This is a genomic window from Acidovorax carolinensis (assembly GCF_002157145.1).
GTDB classification, from domain to species: Bacteria; Pseudomonadota; Gammaproteobacteria; order Burkholderiales; family Burkholderiaceae_C; genus Acidovorax; species Acidovorax carolinensis.
Genome location: NZ_CP021361.1, coordinates 3,757,039 through 3,775,330, shown reverse-complemented (window position 1 = coordinate 3,775,330; position 18,292 = coordinate 3,757,039). Strand labels below are relative to the sequence as shown.

The 18,292-nt window shown below is 63.0% G+C and carries 15 protein-coding genes; 14 read left to right on the top strand and 1 reads right to left on the bottom strand.

Annotated elements, in window-relative coordinates; genetic code table 11:
* The first annotated feature begins 37 nt into the window (after positions 1 to 37).
* The 14 genes from CBP34_RS17770 to gph all read left to right on the top strand — a co-directional run bounded on the left by CBP34_RS17770 (position 38) and on the right by gph (position 17,361).
* Positions 38 to 1,690, top strand: a complete 1,653-nt coding sequence (locus tag CBP34_RS17770) for an acyl-CoA ligase (AMP-forming), exosortase A system-associated (RefSeq protein WP_094098788.1) — start codon at positions 38 to 40, stop codon at positions 1,688 to 1,690.
* A complete protein-coding gene (locus tag CBP34_RS17765) occupies positions 1,662 to 2,867 on the top strand; it encodes a pyridoxal-dependent decarboxylase, exosortase A system-associated (protein ID WP_094098787.1) in 1,206 nt (401 codons plus the stop codon). The genes CBP34_RS17770 and CBP34_RS17765 overlap by 29 nt, the downstream gene beginning before the upstream one ends.
* A 77-nt stretch (positions 2,868 to 2,944) precedes the next feature.
* Positions 2,945 to 4,804, top strand: a complete 1,860-nt coding sequence (locus CBP34_RS17760) for an O-antigen ligase family protein (protein WP_236748459.1) — start codon at positions 2,945 to 2,947, stop codon at positions 4,802 to 4,804.
* A gap of 185 nt (positions 4,805 to 4,989) precedes the next feature.
* On the top strand, positions 4,990 to 6,384 hold the full coding sequence (locus CBP34_RS17755) for a TIGR03013 family XrtA/PEP-CTERM system glycosyltransferase (RefSeq protein ID WP_094098785.1): 1,395 nt from the start codon (positions 4,990 to 4,992) through the stop codon (positions 6,382 to 6,384).
* 23 nt (positions 6,385 to 6,407) lie between these two features.
* Entirely contained in the window at positions 6,408 to 8,501 is a 2,094-nt protein-coding gene (prsK, locus tag CBP34_RS17750) for an XrtA/PEP-CTERM system histidine kinase PrsK (RefSeq protein WP_094098784.1), read from the top strand.
* Positions 8,498 to 9,859, top strand: coding sequence for a PEP-CTERM-box response regulator transcription factor (gene prsR / locus CBP34_RS17745; RefSeq protein ID WP_086913576.1), 1,362 nt, complete (start codon positions 8,498 to 8,500; stop codon positions 9,857 to 9,859). The genes prsK and prsR overlap by 4 nt, the downstream gene beginning before the upstream one ends.
* A 22-nt stretch (positions 9,860 to 9,881) precedes the next feature.
* Positions 9,882 to 11,726 (top strand): XrtA/PEP-CTERM system TPR-repeat protein PrsT, encoded by a 1,845-nt coding sequence (gene prsT / locus CBP34_RS17740; protein WP_236748458.1) that lies wholly within the window; start codon positions 9,882 to 9,884, stop codon positions 11,724 to 11,726.
* Entirely contained in the window at positions 11,684 to 12,658 is a 975-nt protein-coding gene (locus CBP34_RS20165) for a tetratricopeptide repeat protein (RefSeq protein WP_236748457.1), read from the top strand. Before prsT ends, CBP34_RS20165 begins: the two co-directional genes overlap by 43 nt.
* Positions 12,659 to 12,843: 185 nt before the next feature.
* Positions 12,844 to 13,452 (top strand): hypothetical protein, encoded by a 609-nt coding sequence (locus CBP34_RS17735; RefSeq protein ID WP_086913574.1) that lies wholly within the window; start codon positions 12,844 to 12,846, stop codon positions 13,450 to 13,452.
* Positions 13,433 to 13,753: an HPr-rel-A system PqqD family peptide chaperone gene (locus CBP34_RS17730; RefSeq protein ID WP_094098783.1), complete on the top strand. Its 321-nt coding sequence runs from the start codon at positions 13,433 to 13,435 to the stop codon at positions 13,751 to 13,753. The genes CBP34_RS17735 and CBP34_RS17730 overlap by 20 nt, the downstream gene beginning before the upstream one ends.
* Positions 13,750 to 14,685, top strand: coding sequence for an HprK-related kinase A (locus CBP34_RS17725; RefSeq protein WP_208616349.1), 936 nt, complete (start codon positions 13,750 to 13,752; stop codon positions 14,683 to 14,685). The genes CBP34_RS17730 and CBP34_RS17725 overlap by 4 nt, the downstream gene beginning before the upstream one ends.
* 14 nt (positions 14,686 to 14,699) lie before the next feature.
* A complete protein-coding gene (locus CBP34_RS17720) occupies positions 14,700 to 15,779 on the top strand; it encodes a nucleotidyltransferase domain-containing protein (RefSeq protein ID WP_208616348.1) in 1,080 nt (359 codons plus the stop codon).
* The gene (locus tag CBP34_RS17715; protein ID WP_094098781.1) at positions 15,776 to 16,555 is read left to right on the top strand and encodes a S1C family serine protease; all 780 of its coding nucleotides are present in this window, start codon (positions 15,776 to 15,778) and stop codon (positions 16,553 to 16,555) included. The genes CBP34_RS17720 and CBP34_RS17715 overlap by 4 nt, the downstream gene beginning before the upstream one ends.
* A gap of 95 nt (positions 16,556 to 16,650) precedes the next feature.
* Positions 16,651 to 17,361: a phosphoglycolate phosphatase gene (gph, locus tag CBP34_RS17710; protein WP_094098780.1), complete on the top strand. Its 711-nt coding sequence runs from the start codon at positions 16,651 to 16,653 to the stop codon at positions 17,359 to 17,361.
* Between the two features lie 109 nt (positions 17,362 to 17,470).
* On the opposite strand, the gene CBP34_RS17705 is transcribed toward gph, so the two are convergent.
* Entirely contained in the window at positions 17,471 to 18,058 is a 588-nt protein-coding gene (locus CBP34_RS17705) for a chalcone isomerase family protein (protein ID WP_157896510.1), read from the bottom strand.
* Between the last annotated feature and the right edge of the window lie 234 nt (positions 18,059 to 18,292).

Genomic DNA, 18,292 nt, shown 5'->3' with positions numbered 1-18,292 from the left:
CGACTGAAAAACATGGCAATGACTTAACATCCGCCACATGCCCCACGCGCCGGATTTCCACAGCGGAGTGCCCCCCGTTTTGCTGCACGAGCTGCCGGCGCGCGCGGCCGCCTGCTGGCCTGGTCGCACGGCCTTGACGGTGGATGGGATGCACCTGTCATATGCCAATCTGCAGTCGCAGGTTGAGCGCTTTTCGGCGGGCCTGCTGGCCCTGGGGCTGGAGCGCGGAGCCCGCGTGGTGGTGTATCTGGAAAAGCGGGTGGAAACCGTGGTGGCCAGTTTTGCCGCCCCCGCTGCGGGGGGGGTTCTGGTGCCCGTGAATCCGTTGCTCAAGTCGGCGCAGGTAGTGCACATCTTGCAAGATGCACAGGCGCAGGTGTTGGTGACATCTGCCGCGCGGCTGGCGGCCTTGGCACCTGTGCTGGAAAGCTGCCCCGGGCTGCAGCATGTGGTGTTGTGCGACCGGCTCGTACGGGCGACTGCTGATGCCTTGCCTGTTCGCATGGCCTGGCATGCCTGGCCTGATGTGTTGGACAGTCATTCGGCCGCGTTGCCCGCCCAACTGGACACCGATGTGGCGGTGATTTTTTACACGTCGGGCAGCACGGGCCAGCCCAAGGGGGTGGTTCTGTCGCACCGCAATCTGGTGGCCGGCGCTACCAGCGTGGCCAGCTACCTGAACAACCGCGCCGATGACACCTTGCTGGCCGTGCTGCCGCTGTCTTTCGATGCCGGATTCAGCCAGCTCACCACGGCCTTTCTGGTGGGCGCGCGCGTGGTGTTGCTCAACTACCTTTTGCCGCGCGATGTGCTGCAGGCCATGGTGCGTGAACGGGTCACAGGCCTGACGGCGGTGCCGCCGCTGTACATGCAGCTGGCGGCGCTGGACTGGCCGGCCGGTGCCGCACAGCATTTGCGCTATTGGGCCAACACCGGCGGTCGCATGCCCAGGACTACGCTGCAACGCTTGCGCGCACTGGCGCCATCTGCCTTGCCCTATCTGATGTACGGACTGACCGAGGCGTTTCGCTCCACCTACCTGCCGCCCGAGGAAGTGGACCGGCGACCCGATTCGATCGGGCGCGCGATACCGAACGCCGAGGTGCGCGTGCTGCGCGAGGATGGAACCGAATGTGCGGTGGACGAGCCCGGCGAACTGGTGCACCGCGGCCCGCTGGTGGCTTTGGGGTATTGGCGGCGGCCCGAAGAAACGGCGCACCGCTTCAAGCCATGGCCGCCGGCCTTGCTGACTGCGGGGGGCGACTGGCGGGCGCCTGAACGTGCGGTGTACTCGGGCGACACGGTGCGCCGCGATGCCGACGGGTTCTTGTATTTTGTGGGCCGGCGCGACGAAATGATCAAGACATCGGGTTACCGCGTCAGCCCGACCGAAGTGGAAGAGGTGCTGTATGCCAGCGGCTTGGTTGCCGAGGCATTGGTGCATGCAGTGCCGGACGAGGCGCTTGGCAGCGCCATCTGCGCGGCGCTTCTGGCTTCGCCCGCGGCCAGCGGCCAGGCCGATGCAGACAGCGCAGCCCTGCTGGCGCATTGCCGCGATCACCTGCCAGCGTTCATGTTGCCCAAAATACTGAACTGGGTGAGTCAGCCGCTGCCGCGCAGCCCCAATGGCAAGCTGGACCGACAACGCTGGATAAATGAATATGGATCGATTCGACACATCCCGCAATGAACTGCAGGTCGGTGGCTTGCCACTTTCATTGTTGGCCGAGCGGGTCGGCCAGACGCCGTTTTATGCTTACGACCGGGCCCTGATTGCCGCACGCATCCATGCAGTGCGCCGGGTGCTGCCGCATGGCGTGCATCTGCACTACGCCATCAAGGCCAATCCCATGCCGGCGCTGGTGGGTTTTGTTCGCCCGCTGGTTGATGGCATGGATGTGGCCTCGGCTGGCGAACTCAAGCTGGCGCTCGACGCCGGCGCGGATGTTGATTCCATCGGTTTTGCCGGGCCGGGCAAACGCGAGGCCGAGTTGCGTCAGGCCGTGGCAGCAGGTGTGCTGCTGCATGTGGAGTCGGCGCGCGAGCTGCGGGCATTGGCCGATGCCGCGCAGGCGCTTGGGCGGCCGGCGCGCGTGGCATTGCGCATCAATCCGGATTTCGAGTTGCGCGGCGCCGGAATGCACATGGGGGGCGGGCCCAAGCCCTTCGGGATCGACGCCGAGCAGGTGCCCGACCTGTTGCGCGGCATGGCGCAGCATGGTGTTGCGTTTGAGGGCTTTCATGTCTATCCGGGCTCGCAGAACCTGCGTGGCGAAGTCATTGCAGAGAGTCTGCGCCGATCGCTCGATCTGGTGCTGCGCCTGGCGCACGATGCCCCCGCACCCGTGCGCCACGTCAACCTGGGGGGCGGCTGGGGCATACCGTATTTCCCGGGTGAACGGGCGCTGGATCTGGCTCCGGTGGTCAGCACCTTGGCACAGGTGCAGATGGATCTGGAGCGTGCGCTGCCTGCGGCGCGGCTGGTGCTGGAGCTGGGGCGCTATCTGGTGGGCGAGGCGGGCATTTATGTGGCGCGGGTGATCGACCGCAAGGTGTCGCGGGGGCAGGTGTTCCTGGTGACTGACGGCGGAATGCACCAGCACCTGGCTGCGTCGGGCAATTTTGGCCAAGTGATCCGGCGCAACTATCCGGTGGTGATTGGCAACCGGTTGCAGTCATCCGACCGCGAAACTGCCGGAATCGTGGGGCCGCTGTGTACCCCGCTGGATGTACTGGCCGACCGGATGGACCTGGCCGTGGCGCAGCCCGGCGACCTGGTGGTGGTGTTCCAGTCCGGAGCCTATGGCGCGACGGCCAGTCCGCAGGCCTTTCTGGGGCACCCGCCTTGTCCCGAAGTGCTGGTGTAAACGCACGCAGCCTAGCATCTGCCGCAGCCGGGGCGGGTATGCCGGGCTTGGCGGGCGGCTTGTTTGCTGCAGCCGCCTTGGCCGGCGCGCTGCACCACCCGTTGACCCCGGCCCTGGCTGTGCTGTTGCTCGGGAGCGCGGTGGCCTGGGCCACATGGCGGCCCGCCGATCTGTGGTTCATGCTGCCGGCCTTGCTGCCCGTGGCCAATTTCACACCCTGGACGGGCTGGTGGCTGGTTGACGAATCCGACCTCTTGATACTCGCCGCCATGGGCGGCGCATACCTGCGCTGGGGTCTTGATTCTTGGTGTAAACCGGCAGCGGCGTTCGACCGGACGCCGCGCAGCATGCGGTGGGTTTACGTGGTGCTGCCGCCGGTGTTGTTGACAGGCGTGTGGCGCGGTCTGGACGATGCGCGGGGCGCCGTACCGTGGACCGCAATGCTGGCGGACCTGTGGGCCCAAGGGGTCTACGGAGACTACGATTTGCCAGGCAACACGCTGCGTGTGGCCAAAAGCATGGTGTGGGGGCTGATGCTGATGCCCGTGCTGTACCGGTATGGTCACGCTGCGCCCCTGCGGCTGGCGCGCGGCATGATTTTCGGTCTTTTCTGGGTGTGCGCTGCGGTGGTGTGGGAGCGCGGCATTTATGTGGGCGCACTGGATTTTAGTGATCACACTCGAATCACCGCCTGGTTCTGGGAAATGCATGTCGGCGGCGGCGCCATCGACTTTTACCTGGCGTTGGCGGTGCCGTTCGCATGGTGGGCGGCATGGACCGCGCCGCATGGCTGGCGCTGGTGCGCGGCGGGGGCGCTGATGCTGCTGTCGATCTATGCGGTGCTCATGACGTATTCGCGCGGCGTTTATCTGTCTGTGGCACTTGCCTTGATTGCGCTGGCCACGTTGGCACACAGATTCCGCCTGGTTGCGCCCGATCGTTCTGTGTGGCACCGGCGCGCGATGGCATGCCTGGCGGTTTTGTTGGTGGCTGAAGTGCTGGGCGTTTTTGTGGGCGGCACCTTCATGCCGGATCGCCTGGGCCGATCGAACAAGGATCTCTACCACCGTATCGAACATTGGCAGCGCGGAGTTGACTTGCTGAAGACGCCAAGCCAGTGGCTCCTTGGGCTGGGTGTGGGAAGGTTGCCTGCGCACTACGGTACGCAGACCCCTGAGGGCGGACTGCCGGGCCAGATGCGCTGGGCGCGCAGTTCGGAAGGCCGCACTCAGGTGTGGCTTTCTGGGCCCGCTTGGCCTGGCGTCAAGGGCGAGCTGGCGCTCATCCAGCGCGTGGCTTTGGCCACCGGTGGTGCATACCGGGTCCGCTTGCGGGGGCAGGTGCATGCACCTGCGCGGCTGTTGGTCCAGTTGTGCGAGCAGCATCTGCTGTATTCCTTCGAGTGTCAGGTGCAAACGGCCCTTGTGCTTGCGTCAAGCGTTGCTGCTGGCCGCTGGATGGAACTGCAACTGCACGGCCCCGACTTTGCGTCGACCGGTATCCGATCTACCTTGAGAGAGGGTGTGCTGTCGATCTCGGTGCTGGGGGCGAACACGCCTGTGCGCCTGGATGCGGTGGAGCTGATCGATCCACAGGGCCAGCAGATACTCAAGAATCCGGATTTTGCGCAGGGGCCGCGCTACTGGAGCAGCATCGCCCACACGAACTTCCTGCCCTGGCACATGGACAACCTGTATCTGGAGTTGTTGATCGAACGTGGATTGTTGGGCCTGGCGGTTCTTGCCGCCCTGGCGGTGGGTGCGCTGGTGATGGCAGCCCAGGGAGTTGCGCACCAAAAACCCTTGTCCCTGATCGTGGGGATCTCTATTGCAGCCGCCCTTTTGATCGGGGTGGTAATAAGTGTTATTGAAATTCCACGTGTATCCACTATGCTGTGGCTGTTGCTTGTCGTATCGCCATTGGTTCGTGAGAGCTAACTGAATTCACGCAGACTAGTTGCGATCCGTGGTGCTTTGCCTCTCAAGGAGCGAACTGTCAAGCAACTTTTTGCCACGTCAGGTGCGGCGATCGTTTGAACGTTTTGTTTCATAAATTGCCAGATGTGGGTGATTTTTGATCCGTATTTTTTGCGTCCGAAAGTCGGGCACGGCAGGAAAAAACAATGATCAAGATTTCCAGTCATTATTTTCATCGGCGCACCATTTTGCAAATCATGGTTTATGCCGTCCTGATTGTTGGAACGCTGATTGTTTCGTTGACGATGCAGGCGGGAACAGGCATGTTCAATGTTTCGGCGATCTCCTCGGGTGTCATTCGGGGCGCCTTGATGGCCATCGGAATTCTCACGGTGAATTTCGCCCTTGGCTTGTATGAGCAACCAAGCACATTGACCGTGGGTCAGGTGCGAGCAAGGGCTGTGCTGTCTTTTCTCTTTTCCATGGCCATTGCGGGTGGCATCTTGTTTCTCTTGCCCCTGCAGTCCCCTTACCAGAATGAGCAGGCGCTGGTCGCGCTGCTGATTATCGTCAGCGGTATGTTGATTATTCGGCTGTTCGGCGGAAATGTATTTCCCGCCTCCTACACGCGCCAGCGTGTCCTCGTTTTTGGTACCGGAGCGCGTGCCGGTGTAGTGGGTCAATCTCTGCAAGAAAATGATCCAAGTATTGAATTGGTGGGGTATTTTTCAAGTTCCAATGAAAAGGAACCCGCTGTTTCCGCATTGAGGGTCATTTCCTCTGGGCAAACCCTGACCGATGCAGTCAGTAAGTACCGTGTGGACAAAATCGTGGTGGCGCTGAGTGAGCGCCGTGGCGGCAGCATGCCGATGCGTGAATTGCTCGATTGCAAGGTCAATGGCATCCAGGTCATCGACATTGCAACCCATTTCGAGCAGTTTCTGGGGCAGATTCATCTGGAAGCCGTTTCAGCGGGTTGGCTGATTTTTGGGGAGGGATTTAAACAGGGGCTTGTACGGTCCATCGTCAAATGGCTCTTTGACATGATCGGAGCAAGTTTGTTGCTGATCATTGCATCTCCCGTGATGCTTGTTACCGCGCTTTTGATTTTTATGGAAGGAGGAGGTCCCGTTCTCTATCGTCAGGAGCGTGTCGGCCGCAATGGTCGGATTTTCAATGTGATCAAGTTCCGCAGCATGCGCAACGATGCGGAAAAAGACGGTACACCCCGCTGGGCCAGTGCCGGCGATGCTCGGGTTACGCGCATTGGAAAAATCATCCGCAAGATGCGCATCGACGAACTTCCCCAGCTGTTTTGCGTGCTCAAGGGGGACATGAGCCTGGTGGGGCCTCGGCCGGAGCGGCCCTATTTTGTGGATCAGCTCACGCGCGAGATTCCCTACTATGCCTTGCGTCACGGCATCAAGCCGGGATTGACCGGATGGGCCCAGGTGCGGTACCACTACGGTGCGTCCATCAAAGACACAGAGCACAAGTTGCAATACGACCTTTACTACGTCAAGAACCATTCATGGTTTCTTGATCTGGTCATCCTGTTTGAAACGGTGGGCGTAGTCCTGACCGGCAAAGGCGCGCAGTAACACGTGGTCACCCGCCCATCGCCATGAACAACAGTGAAAACGCGCTGGTTTACTGGGGGTTGGCCTTGGCAGCGGGCGCGTACTCCTTGTTGTCCCTGCGCTTGCTCCGCCAGGAATATCTGCGGGCGCCAGTCAATCGCATCGGCGTGGCGATGCTTGCCGCAGCGCTACTTACCGTGGTCTGGAGTGGTTTCAGTTTGCTGGCGCTGGCAGTCAACGCTGCCTGGTGGCTGGGTGCGCAGTCGGCCGACATGCTGCGCTACCTCAGCTGGGGTGTCTTTGTCGCCCTGTTCTTCAAAGCCAACGCTGGTGGGGTGCAGGGCCCGTGGTATCGCTGGGTGCCTGGACTGGCATCTGCGGGTTTACTAGGCGTACCCGCATTGATTGTGCTCGTGAACGTTCTGGCGGGAGCCACGGGCCACATGTTTCTCATGGTGCTGCTGGCACTTGGCGGACTGGTGCTGGTGGAACAATTGTTTCGCAATCTGCCCGAGGATTCGCTGTGGAGCGCGAAGCCCGTGTGCCTTGGGCTGGCGGGCACTTTCCTGTTCGATCTGTACCTGTTTTCCCAAGGCGTGCTGTTTCAGGGCGTAGATCCTGACGCACTGACTGCGAGGCCCTTCGTGCACGCGCTGATGGTGCCACTGCTGCTGTTGGCCACCACGCGGCATCGCAACTGGATCGCCAAGATTCGTGTCTCGCGCAAGGTTGTATTCCACTCCGCTACGCTGGTGCTGGTGGGGCTTTATCTGCTGTTCATCGCGGGCGTTGGCTATTACGTTCGCTATTTTGGCGGTGAATGGGGGGGCGCCCTGCAGTTGGGATTGGTTTTCGTGGGGTTGGTGCTTGCGCTGGCGCTGGCGCTTTCGGGCTCGTTGCGTGCCAAGTTGCGGGTGTTTCTGGGTAAGCATTTCTTTCGCTACCGCTTTGATTACCGTGAAGAATGGTTGAAGTTCACTGCCACGCTGTCGAGCCAGGCCCATCCCCAAGAAGCGGGCCAGAATGTGGTGAAGGGCTTGGCCGACATGCTGGAGAGCCCCGCAGGGGCGTTGTGGCTGCTGCGTCCGGATGACGATCAGTACCGGCAGGTGGCCCGGTGGAATCTGGCCTCGACCACCCAGACCGTAGACCAGCAGGCCGAACTTCCAACGTTCATGCGATCCACCGGATGGGTGGTCAATCTGGAGGAGTTCCGCGCTTCGCCCGGACGTTACCGCGATTTGCGCCTGCCCGAGTGGCTGGCAGAGTACCCGCAGGCTTGGCTGTTGGTGCCGCTGTGGCAGGGCAAGGAATTGCTGGGCTTTGTGTTGCTGGCCAGTCCGCGCACGCTGGTGGACGTCAATTGGGAGGTCACCGATCTGCTCAAGACCGCCGGCCGTCAGGCCGCGAGTTTCCTGGCGCAAATACAGGCCACCGAAGCCTTGCTGGAGTCGCGCAAGTTTGAAGCCTTCAACCGCATGTCGGCCTTTGTGGTGCACGACCTGAAGAACATCGTCGCCCAGCTGTCACTCATGGTCAAAAACGCCAAGCGACTGCAGGACAACCCCGAGTTCCAGGCCGACATGCTGATGACGGTTGAGAACTCGCTCGATCGCATGCGTCAGCTGATGCTGCAATTGCGCGGCGGCACCGCTTCCGGTGATACGTCGGTGGGCGTGGATCTGTGCAAGATTGCCGAACGGCTGGCGGCCAACGCCTTGTGCCGTGGGCGCACCGTGCAGCTGGAGGCATCGCCACAGGTTTTTACCCGTGGACAGGCCGATCGATTGGAGCGCATCATCGGGCACCTGGTACACAACGCGTTTGACGCGACGGACGCCGATGGCCGGGTATGGATGAAAGTAGATCGTTTCGGTAGCCATGCCCGCATCGAAGTGGGTGATGAAGGCCAGGGAATGACCGAAGAGTTTGTCCAGACGCGCTTGTTCAAGCCGTTTCAGACCACCAAAGAGGCCGGCATGGGAATTGGCACCTACGAGAGTTTTCAGTACGTGCAGGAGCTCGGCGGCAAGGTTTCCGTGGACAGCCAGGTTGGCAGGGGAACGGTGGTGCGTCTCCTGCTTCCCTTGTTTGAAATCGGTCGTGATTTCGGATTACATCCACAGGAGGAGGCATGAGCCCGGACAAGTTGCAGCCCCTGCTTATTGTCGAGGACGACTTGGCGCTGCAAAAGCAGATCAAGTGGTCGCTGGATCGTTTTGAATCCGTCACCGCCGACGATCGCGAAAGTGCCATGACGCAGTTGCGTCGGCATGCCCCCGCGGTGGTGACCATGGACCTGGGCTTGCCCCCGGATGCGGATTCGGTCTCCGAGGGGTTCAAGCTGCTCGAGCAAATCTTGGGCGTCGATCCTGACACCAAGGTGATCGTGCTGACCGGGCAGAACGACCAGTCCAACGCGCTCAAGGCCGTGGCCATGGGGGCTTACGATTTTCTGGCCAAGCCGTTTGAGCCAGAGGTGCTCAACCTGACCGTGGAGCGGGCCTTCCGGCTGCACCATTTGCAGGCCGAGAACAAGCGGCTGCAGGCGATGCAGATGCCCGACACGCTCGCCGGTTTGCTGACGCGCGACCCGCAGATGCTGCGCATCTGCCGCACCATCGAAAAAGTCGCCAACACCAACGCCTCCGTCATGCTGCTGGGCGAGAGTGGCACGGGCAAGGAGGTTCTGGCGCGCGGCCTGCACCAGCTGTCCAATCGCAAGGACGGCAAATTCGTTGCCATCAACTGCGCAGCCATTCCTGAAAATTTGTTGGAAAGCGAGCTCTTCGGCTACGAAAAAGGAGCCTTCACCGGAGCCGCAAAGACCACGCCGGGCAAGATTGAGACAGCGCATGCAGGCACGCTCATGCTCGATGAAATCGGGGACATGCCTATGTCCCTGCAAGCCAAGCTGCTGCGATTCCTGCAAGAGCGCGTTGTTGAACGCGTGGGCGGTCGCCAGGAAATCGCCGTGGATGTGCGCGTGGTGTGCGCAACCCACCAGAACCTTACGCAATGCGTCAAGGAGGGCCGGTTTCGTGAAGATCTTTATTACCGCCTGGCTGAAATCGTGGTGGAGATACCACCCTTGCGTGCGCGGGTGGGAGACGCGGCACTGCTTGCCCACGCCTTTGTGCGCCGATTCGGCCAGGAGCACCGTCGCAACCTGACGCTGGCCGACGATGCGTTGCGCGCAATAGAGGCCCATCCCTGGCCGGGCAACATCCGCGAACTTGAAAACTGCATCAAGCGGGCCACCATCATGGCCGATGGCAATCAGATCACCGCCGACGATGTGGGACTTGCGGGCGCCGCCAGCGCCGAAGGCGACCGGTCCCTCGACCTGCGCGTGACGCGCGAGGCCGCCGAGCAGCGCGCGGTGCTTGCGGCGCTTGCCCGGGCGGACGGCACGATTGCCAAGGCGGCCGACCTGCTCGGCGTCAGCCGCCCTACGTTGTATGACCTGATGCATCGCCTGGGCCTCAAGCCCTGAACAATTTTCCTGGAGAACGACCATGAAGCCTCCCATTTCCCGTTCCCTCATTCCTGCCGCCACACTGGCCGTGGCCTTGCTGGTGTCGGCCTGCGGTAGCGACAATCCCGATGCGCTGTTGGCTTCGGCGCAGGACTACCTAAGCCGCAACGATGCGCCCGCGGCCATCATCCAGCTGAAGAATGTCTTGAAGGACCGCCCGGATTCCGCCAAGGCGCGTCTCCTGCTGGGCCAGGCCTTGGAACTCACCGGCGATATAGCGGGTGCTGAAACCGAGTTCAGAAAAGCACAGGATCTGGGTGCGGCCCCTGATGAAGTGATTCCGCAACTGGCCCAAGCCTTGTTGCTGGGCAGGCAGTACAGCAAGATCACGACCGACTATGACGGCCAGCAGCTGGCAAGTGCCCCAGCGCAGGCAAGTCTTAAGACCATCGTGGCCATTGCCTGGCTGCGCCAGGGCCAGGAAGACAAGTTCCGCGCCAGCATCGACGAGGCCCTCAAGGCCAAGGCCGACCATGCGCCTGCGCTGATCGAGCTGGCGCGTGCCAGTGCCCAGCGTGGCGATGTCGAGGGCGCCCTGGCAGGTCTGGACAAGATCCCCCGGCAGTCCGCAGGCGCTGATGAGGCGCTAAAACTGCGCGGTGACTTGCTGCTGTATGGCAAGCGTGACATGGATGCGGCGATGGCGGCGTACCGCGAGGCTTTGCAAGTCAATCCCTCTTACCTGGAGGGGCAGGCTGCCGTCGTTCAGCTGCTGCTGCTCCAGGGTAAGACCGATGCCGCTGCCGAAACCCTGCAGGGGCTGGCAAAGGCGGCGCCTGGCAAGCCGCAGACCCTGTATTTGCAGGCAATGCTGGCATATGCCAAAAATGATCTCAAGGTGGCACAGGAGCATGCGCAGAAGCTGGTGAGTCTCACGCCCGAAAATTTTCGTGCCCTCGAACTGGCTGGCATGACGGAACTGCGGCTGGGCGCCAATGTGCAGGCCGAGGCTTTGCTGGCCAAGGCCTTGCAACTGGAAGCGGGGCTGCCCATGGCGCGGCGTGGATTGGTGACCGTCTATGTGCGCCAGGGCCGTCTCGACAAGGCCATGGCCGCATTGCCTGTGGACGTAGAGCGCAGCGAGCGCGACCCCGGCATGATTGCGCTGGCCGGGCAGGTGTACATGCTCCATGGTGATGTGGACCGTGCACAACGCTATTTTGCGAAAGCCTCCAGCCTGGATCCAAAAGACCCGGCCAAGCGAACATCGCTGGCGGTCAGCCGGCTGGCATCGGGGCAGGGCGATGCTGCGCTGGGTGAGTTGCAGAGCATCGCCGCATCCGATGACGGCGTGGTGGCAGACATGGCCCTGATCAACGCACTGCTGCAGGAGCGCAAGGTCGATCAGGCCCTGAAAGCCATCGATGCGCTGGAGAAAAAGCGTCCAGCAGACGTATTGCCCGTGTTCTTGCGCGGCCGTGCCTTGTTGCTCAAGCGCGATGCAGCCGGCGCACGCAAGGCCATGGAACGGGTTCTCGAGATCGATCCCAACTATTTTCCTGCAGTGGGCGTGCTGGCGATGCTCGACAACGCGGACAAGCGGCCCGACGATGCGCGCGCGCGCCTGGAAGCGGCCATCAAGCGCCAGCCAGGCAACGTTCAGGCGCATCTGGCTCTGGTTGAGTTGCGCCAGGCCAATGGCGCGGACAAGACAGAGCTGGCAACTCTGTTGCGCAAAGTGGTGGAGGCGGCGCCCAGCAGCCCTCTGCCGCGCCTGCTTCTTGCGGAGCATCATTTGCGCAACAGCGAGCCCAAGGATGCGCTGGTTGTGGCGCAGCAGGGGTGTCCGCATTGCCTGACAACGTGCAGTTGCTCGATGTCCTAGGGCGCGCGCAGTCGGCCAACGGAGAACACAACCAGGCGCAGGCCAGTTTCAACCGCATGGCGGCGCTGCAGCCGCAGTCTTCCCTGCCCTACCTGCGCATGGCCAGTGCCCACCTGATCGCCGGGGACCGTGACGCAGCCAGTCAGAATCTGCGCAAGGCGCTGGAGATTGATCCCAATTCGCTGGAGGCCCAGCAAGGTCAAGTCAGCTTGGCCATGGCGGCGCAGAAGCCCGCCGATGCCTTGGCCATCAGCCGCACAGTGCAAAAGCAAAGGCCCAAGGAGCAGGTGGGATACATGCTCGAGGGCGAGATTCACACGGCAGGCAAGGCCTGGGATAAAGCCGCTGACGCTTTCCGCGCGGGGCTCAAGCAGGTCGCTAGCCCGGAGCTGGCAGTGCGGCTGCATGACGTGCTGCTGTCGGCTGGAAAGAAGCCCGAAGCCGATCGATGGGCGGCTGAATGGCTGCGGACCCAGCCCAAGGATGCGGCCTTTCCCTTCTATCTGGGAAACCGGGCGCTGACCCTCAACGAGTTGCCTGAAAGTCTGCGCCAGTTTGAGCGGGTGGTGGCGATTCAGCCCAACAACGCGGCTGCCCTGAACAATCTGGCCTGGCTCAAAGGCCAGCTTGGCCGCGACGGCGCGCTGGCTGATGCTGAACGCGCCAACGCGCTGGCACCCAATCAGCCGGCGTTCATGGACACCTGGGCCATGCTGCTGTCTGCCGCCAACCAGCATGAGCGGGCCGTGGAGATGCAGAAAAAGGTGGTTCAGCTGCAGCCGCAGGTTCTGGAATTCAAGCTGAACCTGGCCAAGATTCAGATCAAGGCAGGCAACAAGGATGCTGCCCGCGCGTTGCTCGATGAGCTCAGCGCCGCAGGTGATCGGTTTTCTGCCCAGGCCGAGGTGGATCGGCTCAAGAAAACGCTGTGAGGTCTGGCGATGAATGTGCAGTCCACGCAGCGGATGCCTTGGTCAGTGCGGCCATGGGCCATGCCGGGCTCCTTGCGCAATTCTTCGGGATGTGGACTTCACATGCGCCGGATGTATCAATTCCCGGAACGCCTCGTGGAAGCGATGTCGCCGGCGAGACAAATTGATTTGCTTGGGAGAGCGCGATGAAAAAATCTGAAACAACGCCCACACCCTCTGGCGACATGCCAGATGGAAGTGCACAGGGTGTCAGCCGCCGGCAGATTGTGCGTGCGGGCCTGAGTGCGGCACCCGTGGTGGCTGCACTCAAGAGCAACACCGTTCTGGCTGGCGCATTGGGCGGCGGCCAGGGAAATGGCGTGACCACATCGGCATTTGCCTCGCTGCAGGCCAACCAGGGGCGGGTCAGCAATGCCCGCTACAAGACCGACTGCGTCGTTCGCACCCCTGCCGAGTGGAACCTCAAGCAAAGCGAGTTCAAGAACAAGAAGTTTCAGGAGTGCGGCTTCGCTGCCAACCCCGAAGGCAGATTTGGGCGCCGGGTGACGCTGGGGGATGTGTTGGGTTACGAGGGGCATGACCGCGACACGGTGTTGGCCAGGTATGTGGTGGCGGCGTATCTGACAGCGCTTGAGTTCCACGATGATCGCGACGTTCTGGCGCTCACCACTTCCCAATGCAATGCCATCTGGAGCGGGCGCGGCAACTGGAGTCCGTTTGCCGGTGCCCAGTGGGACTATGCACAAACCATCGCCTACTTCGAAACCATCTACAGTGCGCGCCGTTTCGGCTGATGCCGCCCCGGCGCAACCTGTGCCTGCGGGGCGCTGGCATTGCCCACGGCGAGAAGACTATCTGCTGCAGCTGTGGCCCGATGGCGCCGTGGTGTACGACTATGCCAGTGGCGACATCCATGCGCTCAGCCCCGTTGCGGGTGAGCTGTTGCAGCAGGTGCTCGCGGCGCCACAGTCCTGCTCCGAAAGCCTGGCGCTGGCCCTGCTCGGCGAGCCACCCACCGCGCACGATGTGCGCAGGGTCGACAAATTGCTGCAAGACTTTGAATCCCTGGGTTTTATCGAACCCTGCAGCGCGTGAGCACGCAGCGTCGGCTGTCTTCCCTGTCCAGACCCCAGCTGGACAGGCTGCTGTGCGGCGAAGGCCTGGGTATCGTGATTCCACCCTTTGTGGTGCGTGTGCGCAGCCCGATCCCCGTTGTGGCCGATGGCCTTGAGCGCCTGTACTCCGACCATCTTTTGGCCCCGCACGACGGTGCCGGGTTCTTCGACTTCCATGTGGCGGTGGAGGCGCGCCGCCCATGGTTTCGGCCGCTGTGCGTTTTCGCGCTGGACGACCGCCAGCCCTTCACGCCACTGGCGCAGGGTGAAGCATTCGCGCTGTTCGAGTGGGGCCTGAACTGGTGCGTGACCAGCCACTGCCACCAGTGGATCAGCCTGCATGCCGCTGTGCTGGAACGAGGCGGGCGCGCTGTGGTCCTGCCGGCGCCGCCGGGTGCGGGCAAGAGTACGCTGTGCGCGGCCCTCATGCTGCGTGGCTGGCGCCTGCTGTCCGATGAGTTGACGCTGCTGGAACCCGGCAGTGGCTGGGTCGTCCCGTCGCCGCGACCGATCAGCCTCAAGAATGCCTCCATCGATGTGATTCTTGAGCGCAATCCGGGCTGCGTGCTGGGGCCGGTGGCGCACGATACGCAAAAGGGCACGGTCGCGCACCTCAAGGTGCTGCCAGAGAGCCTGGCGCGTGCCGAAGAACGCGCCCTGCCGGCGTGGGTGGTTTTTCCGCGGTACGAGCGGGGCGCGGCGCTGCAGGTGCAGCCGCGGGCCAAGGCCACCACCGTCGTGGAACTCGCGCGCAACAGCTTCAACCAGCATGTGCATGGCCGCGCGGGTTTCGAGGCCCTGGTGCGGCTGGTCGATGCCTGCGACAGTTTTGATTTGCGCTACAGCGAGCTTGACCAGGCGCTGGCCTGGTTTGACGCGCTGCAGCCACCGTCGCCAGCCGGGGTTTCCTGATGCAGGACAACGCCATGCAGCCGCTGTTGAATCTGCTCGGCCCGGCGCCGAAGCCGCAGCGTTTGAGCCTGGCCGAATGGGATCTGGTGGTGCGGCAGGCGCGCCGCGCCCATGTGCTGGCCCGTATCGCCGCCCTGGTGCAGGCCCATGGCGCGTGGGCTGCCGTGCCCCCTGCGCCGCGCCAGCACCTCGCGTCCGCGCTGGCCCTGGCCACGCGCCAGCAGCGTGAGCTGCGCTTCGAGGTGGCGCAGATTGCGCGCGCCCTGCAGCCAGCGGGCGTGCCCGTGGTTCTGCTCAAAGGCGGCGCCTACGCCCTGGCGGGCCTGCAGGCATCGCTGGGGCGCATGGTGTCGGACGTGGACATTCTGGTGCCGCACGAGTGCCTGGCCGACGTGGAAACGGCGTTGATGATGGCGGGCTGGGTGCACACCAACCATGATGCCTACGACCAGCACTACTACCGCACCTGGATGCACGAGCTGCCGCCGATGCGGCACCTGCAGCGTGGCACGGTGCTGGACGTGCACCATGCCCTGGTGCCAGCCACCGCCCGGGCCCGACCCAGCACGCAGCGTCTGTTGCAAGCGGCGCAGGCGCTTCCCGGTCAACCGGGTGTGTGCGTGCTCGCACCGGCGGACATGGTGCTGCACAGCGCGGCTCACCTGTTTCACGAAAGCGACTTCGCCCACGGATTCCGCGGCGTGGTCGACCTCGACGCATTGCTGCGCGAGTTTGCCATGGTGCCCGGTTTCTGGCCGGAGCTGCTGGAGCGCGCGGCGGCGCTGGGCCTGCAGTGGCCGCTGCACCACGCGCTGCGTTATGCGCAGGCCATCATGCAAACCCCTGTGCCGCCCAGCACCGTGGCCGCGCTTGCGCCCAGCGTGTGTCAGCGGGACTGGCAGCACCGCTTGCGCGATGCCCTGTATTTGCGCACGCTGCGGCCCGACCATGCCTCCACAGCGGATGCATGGACACCGCTGGCGCGCGGCTTGCTTTACCTGAACGGCCACCGCCTGCGCATGCCGCTGCACCTGTTGCTGCCGCACTTGGCGCGCAAGGCGCTGGGCGGGCTGCTTCCCAAGGAGAAACCATGAACCACAAACGCTGGTGGATGCGCTGGGCACTTGTCTTTTTGCTGCACGTGGCATGGAGCAGCAACACGCTGGCACAACTGCCCGACACCATCGAGCGGATCAAACCCGCCGTGGTGCTGGTGGGCACCTACCGTGCAACGGACACGCCGCGGTTTCGCTATGTAGGCACCGGCTTTGTGGTGGGCGACGGCTTGCGCGTGGTGACCAACGCCCACGTCACCGCCGCCGTCGGCACCGTGGGCCCCGATGGGCCGGCCCTGGTCGTGCAACTGCGCGCCGGGGCGGGCGCGTGGACCATGCGCCAGGCGCGGGTGCTGGAGACTGTTCCCGAGCACGATCTTGCCCTGCTGCAGATCGACGGTCCGGCCGCGGCGGCGCTGAACGTGGTGGCGTCGGAGCCGGTGCGCGAGGGGGACGAACTGGCCTTCATGGGCTTTCCCATCGGCGGGGTGCTGGGTTTTTCCAGCGTCACGCACCGCGCCACCGTCTCGTCCATCACCACCATGGCCCTGCCCAGCCCGACGGGCCAGCAGCTCAGCGAGCGCGCCATTCGAAGCCTGCGCGCCGGGCCCTTGCAGGTGTTCCAGCTCGACGCCACGGCTTACCCCGGCAACAGTGGCGGCCCCCTGTTTGACCCGCGCAGCGGCGCGGTGCTCGGCGTCATCAACATGGTGCTGATCAAGAGCACGCGCGAATCGGCGATGAGCCAGCCCTCGGGCATTTCCTACGCAATTCCAAGCCGCTATGTGCTGGAGCTGATGGCGCGGCACCGGTAGATGCGGGGGAGGTGTGGCGGTGCGGCATGCCCATGTCACGCTGCGGTGGTGCAGCGCAGTAACATCCGGCGCATTGTTGTGAATCCTGCTGACCCATGCTGAATTTGAAGTCTTTTGGATCGAACCACGCTCCCTTGGCCTGCGCCATCATCGACCTCGATGGTACGATGGTGGACACACTGGGTGACTTCGCCGAAGCCCTGAACCGCATGCTGAGCGACTTGGCGCTGCCGGCGATTGCCGCGCCGGCCATCGAGCAGATGGTTGGCAAGGGCTCCGAGCATTTGCTGCATTCAGTGCTAAATCATGTGCTAGCCAAGGCAGGTAAAGCGCCAAAAGCTATCGAAATGGAAGCGCTCTACGCCCGCGCGTGGCCCAGCTACCAGCAGCACTACCTGTCCATCAACGGCGACTACGCGCATGTCTATCCCGGCGTGGTGGCGGGACTGCAGGCCCTGCGCCATGCCGGCCTGCGGCTGGCTTGCCTGACCAACAAACCGACTTCGTTTGCCTTGCCATTGCTGCGCGCCAAAGGGCTGGACGGCTATTTTGAGCAGGTTTTCGGGGGCGACAGTTTCGAGCGAAAGAAGCCCGATCCATTGCCGCTGCTGAAAACCTGTGAGGCCTTGCAGACCGAACCTGCCCGCACGCTGATGGTGGGCGATTCTTCCAACGATGCGCAGGCCGCTCGCGCCGCCGGGTGCCCCGTGGTGCTGGTCACTTATGGCTACAACCATGGCCTGCCGGTGCAGGCGGTGGATGCAGACGGTTACGTGGATTCGCTGGAGTTGCTGCTGGTGGCCTGACGCCCCACCGCGTCGCACGCCGGTGGTGATGGTGACGAGGTGCCCGACTTTGCGGTGCCCCGCGATTGGTGCAGGTTGGGACAGGAGGCTGACCAGTGCGCATCCGCGCTCAGGCGGGCTTGCCGAGCAAGGCGTCCTTGAGCTTCCAGTCGGCGGGTGCATTGCCCAGCCAGATACCCATCAGCGCATTGAAGAACTCGGGTTCCTTGAAGGGCTCGCCCTGGGGCTTGCCCTTGACGGTGATGACCGTGCCTGTGCCGGGAATCCAGTCGATCATGAACTGGTCGCCAGCCTGCAGCTTCTTGTGCTCTGAGAACACCTGGCTCATGCGCAGCACGCCGGGAATCAGCTTGGAGAACGCAGCCCGGTCCATGTTGTCTTCCATTCCGCGTGAAAACAGCTTGCCCAGTTCGGCGGAATCAATCTCGCGCAGCATGGTGATGCTCAGGCGCTTGGGTCCGCGCACGCCTGCTACGTCCTGCGCGGTCGATGCCTTCTTTTCGAGATACAGCCCGGCCGTGTAGACCTTGAAGACGGCCTTGTAGCGCACGCCCGCCCCGTTCAGCTGCAGGGTGCTGCCATTCACGACGCTGGATTCTTCGTATTTCACGTCGGCCACGGTGATGGGCTGGGCCACTGCGCTGGCCGCCAGCACGAGAGCCCCGGCAAACAAGGCGAATTCAGGGAAGAATTTCATGCAGCACTCCTAAAACTGAACGATCGTTCGTTTCTAATTGTTGCAAGAATTGCCGGCCACCACCACAGGGTTTTCCAGCGGTTTGGCCATGCGCAGTGGGGTGGCGCCACCCAACGGTCCGCAGACCTTTGCTACACTTTGGTCATGTTCATACACCACGTGTTCATCACAGGTTGCAGCGACCGGGGAGCCTGGCCCTGGCGCACGCCTGTCTTTTTGAACGCCTGATGGCAC

Coding starts and splice junctions, on each gene's coding strand:
- CBP34_RS17755 (WP_094098785.1), top strand. CDS start 4,990: ATGATCAAGATTTCCAGTCATTATTTTCATCGGCGCACCATTTTGCAA.
- gph (WP_094098780.1), top strand. CDS start 16,651: ATGCTGAATTTGAAGTCTTTTGGATCGAACCACGCTCCCTTGGCCTGC.
- prsT (WP_236748458.1), top strand. CDS start 9,882: ATGAAGCCTCCCATTTCCCGTTCCCTCATTCCTGCCGCCACACTGGCC.
- CBP34_RS17705 (WP_157896510.1), bottom strand. CDS start 18,058: ATGAAATTCTTCCCTGAATTCGCCTTGTTTGCCGGGGCTCTCGTGCTG.
- prsR (WP_086913576.1), top strand. CDS start 8,498: ATGAGCCCGGACAAGTTGCAGCCCCTGCTTATTGTCGAGGACGACTTG.
- prsK (WP_094098784.1), top strand. CDS start 6,408: ATGAACAACAGTGAAAACGCGCTGGTTTACTGGGGGTTGGCCTTGGCA.
- CBP34_RS17770 (WP_094098788.1), top strand. CDS start 38: ATGCCCCACGCGCCGGATTTCCACAGCGGAGTGCCCCCCGTTTTGCTG.
- CBP34_RS17720 (WP_208616348.1), top strand. CDS start 14,700: ATGCAGCCGCTGTTGAATCTGCTCGGCCCGGCGCCGAAGCCGCAGCGT.
- CBP34_RS17765 (WP_094098787.1), top strand. CDS start 1,662: ATGGATCGATTCGACACATCCCGCAATGAACTGCAGGTCGGTGGCTTG.
- CBP34_RS17715 (WP_094098781.1), top strand. CDS start 15,776: ATGAACCACAAACGCTGGTGGATGCGCTGGGCACTTGTCTTTTTGCTG.
- CBP34_RS17735 (WP_086913574.1), top strand. CDS start 12,844: ATGAAAAAATCTGAAACAACGCCCACACCCTCTGGCGACATGCCAGAT.